This window comes from Rhizobium sp. P2_G2 (assembly GCF_056403555.1).
Map to the genome: position 1 here is coordinate 1 of NZ_JBFUFF010000208.1, position 4,727 is coordinate 4,727.

The 4,727-nt window shown below is 56.1% G+C and carries 7 protein-coding genes; 3 read left to right on the forward strand and 4 right to left on the reverse strand.

The genetic code is table 11. The annotated features are described in order from the left end of the window. Positions 1-87: 87 nt before the first annotated feature. Entirely contained in the window at positions 88-315 is a 228-nt protein-coding gene (locus tag AC1D06_RS41800) for a hypothetical protein (protein ID WP_477991379.1), read from the reverse strand. Positions 316-938: 623 nt separating this feature from the next. Between AC1D06_RS41800 and AC1D06_RS41805 the strand changes: the two genes are divergently transcribed. Next, the gene (locus tag AC1D06_RS41805; protein ID WP_477991381.1) at positions 939-1,466 is read left to right on the forward strand and encodes a hypothetical protein; all 528 of its coding nucleotides are present in this window, start codon (positions 939-941) and stop codon (positions 1,464-1,466) included. A 169-nt stretch (positions 1,467-1,635) separates the two neighbouring features. Further along, the gene (locus AC1D06_RS41810; RefSeq protein WP_477991383.1) at positions 1,636-1,794 is read left to right on the forward strand and encodes a hypothetical protein; all 159 of its coding nucleotides are present in this window, start codon (positions 1,636-1,638) and stop codon (positions 1,792-1,794) included. A gap of 114 nt (positions 1,795-1,908) precedes the next feature. Here the strand turns inward: AC1D06_RS41810 and AC1D06_RS41815 are convergent, their stop codons facing one another. Next, positions 1,909-2,241 (reverse strand): thermonuclease family protein, encoded by a 333-nt coding sequence (locus AC1D06_RS41815; protein ID WP_477991385.1) that lies wholly within the window; start codon positions 2,239-2,241, stop codon positions 1,909-1,911. A gap of 789 nt (positions 2,242-3,030) precedes the next feature. On the opposite strand from AC1D06_RS41815, the gene AC1D06_RS41820 reads away from it, so the two are divergent. Next, positions 3,031-3,294, forward strand: a complete 264-nt coding sequence (locus AC1D06_RS41820) for a hypothetical protein (RefSeq protein WP_477991387.1) — start codon at positions 3,031-3,033, stop codon at positions 3,292-3,294. 144 nt (positions 3,295-3,438) lie between these two features. Here AC1D06_RS41820 and AC1D06_RS41825 read toward each other — a convergent pair whose 3' ends face one another. Both AC1D06_RS41825 and AC1D06_RS41830 read right to left on the reverse strand, forming a co-directional pair. After that, positions 3,439-3,645 carry a hypothetical protein gene (locus AC1D06_RS41825; RefSeq protein ID WP_477877218.1) on the reverse strand — a complete coding sequence of 69 codons (207 nt, stop codon included), beginning with the start codon at positions 3,643-3,645 and terminating at the stop codon, positions 3,439-3,441. Between the two features lie 841 nt (positions 3,646-4,486). After that, positions 4,487-4,727: hypothetical protein (locus AC1D06_RS41830; RefSeq protein WP_477991388.1), on the reverse strand; the 241-nt coding region annotated here is incomplete at its 5' end.

A 4,727-nucleotide genomic window follows, 5' to 3' on the forward strand; every position in this document is an offset into this window, starting at 1 on the left:
ACCTATGGCTGACGAAACCCTGGAGTGACGTGAAGCACCTTCAGAGACCATTGCCAGACGACGAGCTTGTCCGGCTGGAGAGCGTCCCTAAGGCCGCTTGAGTTTCGCACCAAGGATCTGCATCGACGTTTCATCTTCGGCGGCCAGCTTCAGGATGAGGTTGTCGGCCAGACTGGTAATGGCGACTGCGATTTCAGCCGCGATCCAGCCGTGGTCGCAGGCCTTGTCCACCARGACAAGAAAGTCATCTTCGAGCGCCTCCTCGCAATCAAGCAAGCGGTCTTCGTAAGGCATCAAGCGTCTTGGCGGGTTCATGGACATGCTCCTGACATGACAATGATGTCAGGAATCGCAAGTTCCACAAGGGCTTGTCCGGTACGTCGCCATGTTGCCCGGGTCCACGAACGCACTTGYTCTGATTTGGGGTGCCGGGCGGTCAACGAGTGACGACAGGGGACTGTCTGATTTTCGAGGGTAACGAGCATCACGCCCGGCAACACATAGATGCGCATCTGTTCGAAGATCGGCAAGATCATTCGAAAGATAACCTTACTTCGTAACCTAACCTGCTATCGCCGCGCGGCAGAAGCTTGATCTCGCTGAATGCACCAATGACCTTTCCGCACAGATACATCTACCCAGCCATCGGGCTCTAGTTCGGATCGGCTTCGTCGATGCGATGTCAGTATCGTTCGAACGGCAATTCTCTCCGCAAGCGCGTCGAGTTGAACCTCGGACGCGTCGCCAAACGAAAGGGYGGCCAGCGCGATCAGCATGCCAGTGATTATGAGTAGCCGGTGTTTCTCAGGCACGGCTACCCTGGCCCGGGAGGCACCGAATGTCGTCAGCGCGCGAGACTTTTTTGGTGATGTAATTTAGGTTGCATTTTTTCTCTCTCCTGTATTACCCTTGTGATGAATATCCGGGGGGAGACTATCGTGCGGCTTTTCAGGAATTCGGACAATCTGCCGCCCTTGCCAAGAGACATCAACTGCGAGAACTACGCGGCCTGGGGCCAGCAACTGGTCGACAGATCTCAGGCGTTTGCAGACTTTAATCGTTTGGCCGCTGTCTTTTTTCAGCCCCTTGTTACCTCTTTGGTAACTTTGACTGGTGCTGGCGGAGCGGTTTCGGCGCTTGTTGAGGCGACCGAGTATCGAATAGGCTTTGGTATCGCGATAGTAGCAGTCAGCGCAGCCGCTGGCGCGATCAACACGCTCTTTTTGTCATCGAAGCCAGAACGGCTCTACCCAATCGACCGCGTCACACAAGCGCGTTTATGGGCAAAACTTTGCCTCTTCGTGCAAGACGTTCCGCGTGAGGGAGACGAGGAACTGGAACGCTGTCGGCAATTTGCGGCGGAGATGGTCACGCTTGTGGAAGACCAAATCGTCGACTGGGTTCCAATGGCAACAGGCGGCTCGAAAGACACGCCGCCTTCAGGCAAAAAACTTAACGCACGCTGAGACTCAACGACTGCTCTTCTGCGGACAGGGGTGCCTAGGCGAACACATGCAAAACTCAAACCTGCGTTGCCAAATCCCGGCAACGATGCGGCGGCTACCTGACCTCTATTTTCTCAAGTAGCTTTTCCGTCCATCGGTCTCGTAGCAAAAATGCCCACCTCGAGGACCAATGCAATATTTCCCCGAATCGCAGGAACAGTCCTTGCCCGCTGTCGGCTGCATTTCCCGCGACGGCAAAAGGCCGACAGCCCCGGTCGAAGCAGAGCAATTCTTCTTGCTGGCGCTCACCGACCCGTCGTTGCAGATGAAGGTGCTGCCCTGGCAATGATCGACGCCACCCTTCTTCCCGCTGCATGGGTAATTCGTCGCTCCCACGCCCGCCGGCACAAGGTCGAGAAGCGTCATGACGACCCACATGCTTCTGCCGCCACGCCACCGCAAATCAGTCGCACCAGTCGATTTTGTGATGTGGGCGCCACGGCCGGGCAAATCCTTCCCGAAGCAGGACCTGGCCGACTTCCTTGCCGTTCGGCAGATAGACATTCACCAGCGGTCGGTGTTTCGGCGTGGCGTCCTTGCCCCTAGAGACGATTTTCAGCGTCTGACCGGTCACCAGATCCTTGAGCCGCATGCGCGCTAGGTGCGCCAATTTCCGTTCTTTTTGACATTTCCAGGTGCGCAATTCCGGGGCGTCGATCCCGCTCACGAACGGCGTGCCTTCACCCAGCAGCCGCAAAAGCTGCCCGTCGCATTTCAGCGTGTCGCCGTCGACCACGGCCAAGTGTGCGCAGATGATCAACGTCCCGATCATTTCATATCCGTCAGCATCTGTTTTGGGTCTCTCTGAAGCATCTGCGCAGCTCCAATTGCAAAATCGTCGCAGGCATTCCTAGTTTTGTACGGTATCTGACGGTGCCGGAACGCTCAAGTTCAACCGGCGTTGTTCCTCGGACGCCAGGCTCGGCTTACCGTTTGTTCCCCTTAAGGTATTCGCCTCCGAGCCGTGTACGAGGCCCACCGTGAGCCCCTTTGCGGTGGGCCTCTGTTCCTCCGCTTTGCCACAAGTCGGTCCCCTGGCGGCGCGGCACTTGCTCAGGGATATCGGCCAATTTACCCATTGATGGAACCTTGAAAATTGGCGAACGTTGTTTGCCCAAGTTGAGCTCGGCCYCGCGCCCCTCCAGAGTGCCGAGCGTCAAAGCCCACCGCTATTCCCCGAGAGCGGTGGGCTTTCTTTTCGGTGTTGTTGGCTCATATGCCGCTACCCGCCTCAAATTTCCGGGCGCAGCGCAGCGGCTTCATGGCAATAGACCAGCAGTCGGTCTATCCGTTATGCTTGTGCGATAGGCACGAAGCACGAATTCCGCAAATTCCTTCTCCGTTGGATGTTGTCCGGTGAAACCAGGACTCACCAACCACCGCCTTGAAGACATCTAGCACGACTTCCATCTCCTGAGGCAGCATCACCAGCCCAGTAAACGGCATTTCAACCTCCCTCATTCTCCTACTCAGCCAATCTTAATCCATTTCTGGCGCAATGCCAGAATGGCGAAAGAGGGAAACCATGGAAAGCCCGTATGATATTGCCTCGTTCGTCGGGGGTTTGATTGCGCTTGGTTCTTTGGGGTATGTCATTGCGAGCGGAAAAGGCAAAAATCCGGTTCCCTGGATGTTTGGTGTTGCGCTGTTTGCGATTGTCATTCTCCCGGTGTTGGTGATTACCGGTAGCGACAACGGACAGACGCGCCCTTATAGCCTTAAGGTCGCGCTGGTCGTTATATCGTGGATTGCTTTCGAGCTTGCGTTGATAGTCGTTCAATCAACATAGGGCCGACCCGTCCGCGAATTCCGCGCCTGAACCTATTACGGCAAGCTTCGGCACGCATCGTTTAAGGGCGTGCGAGACAAGGCTGACGCCGGAGATGTGTTCGAGAGATGACTTGCCGTTCCGATTGCGGGGGGTGCTTTGCCGTTACGTCGAGCAGTATCGTTTGATCTCGTTCGGGTCGATCACCCCCGACTCGTATAACCGGAGAATTTTCCTGGCGAGCGCCTCGCGGGTGGGCTTGTCCCCGAGATAGCGGGGCGAAGTGGTGATTTCCTCATAGATATGGCTGAGCATGGCAATTTCCTCGGCGCGCAAGATTCCGGCTTCCGCCAGAGCGGTACTCATAGGCATCTGGTAGTCCTCCCTATAGCTCCGGCCCTTACCTCATGGGCCCACGTGTGCGGGGATTAGATTACGACGAAAATTCGGCGTTTCAATGTACGCTACCGCACGGAAGGCAAGGTTATCATGACCACATCTGCAGGGTTTATCTATGATACACATGCGGTAGCGAATTACATTTACCAAAGGACCAGCGATGGCGACCGCTTTGATATGGATAGCCGCATACCTGATCTCGGGTTTCATTTACGTGGCGCGGAATTTGAGACAACCGCTCAAGAATCAGCCGGGATATCTCGCAACTCGCCGCGGTCGCTGGACTGCCAGCGTCCTATGGGTTTTTTTGACGCTGAGTTTGATCTTGATGATGACAACGCACGGCTTCGGGCGGGCCGGCACAAAATATATTCTAGGCGAAGCCTTACCTTCGTGGGGGGTCTTCATCGCTCTCGGCATCGTTGGAACGTGGTACGTGTCTGGCTGATCCTGGCACACGCGAGCCGTCGCCCTATGGCAAGGGCAAATTTCTGAGCAAGTTCTTGAAAGCCCACCGGGGCCGCGGCTGCTTCCGTCCCTATCGCTGCTTCTAAACTGGAAATACGAAGCTCTCCGACGCGAGTGCCGCCGTCCTGAAAGTGCAAATGATGGGCTGCGGCATTCTGATGCCTGCTGGACCTCGGTGGGCCACGTTGTTGCCGGATCGCGAGCGGGATATGAGGGGCAGGCGAGGGGCGGTGATCAGGGTGGAGGACGAACTTCGAACGCTCAAGGGGACCCTTGATCGTCATAAAAGCGTGTCGGTCGCTGACCCGATGTCATGATGATGATGTGGCTCGTAACCGTCCGATTGTTACCGCAGGGGCTTTGCCTTGATGCAGGCAACGAGTTCTTCGTCGTCGACGAAGGTTTCAAGGAAGTCGTGCCATTTGTTGGCTGAACGGCGGGCGTCGGCGAGCATCTGGCTGAGTTCGTCGATCCCATCATCGGAGAGCGCTGTGATGGCTTCATCTTCTCCGGTTACGACGTTGATGATATTGCCGTAGCTCAGATTGTCATCGTTGCGGATGATCGCTCGAAGCAGATCAGAATCC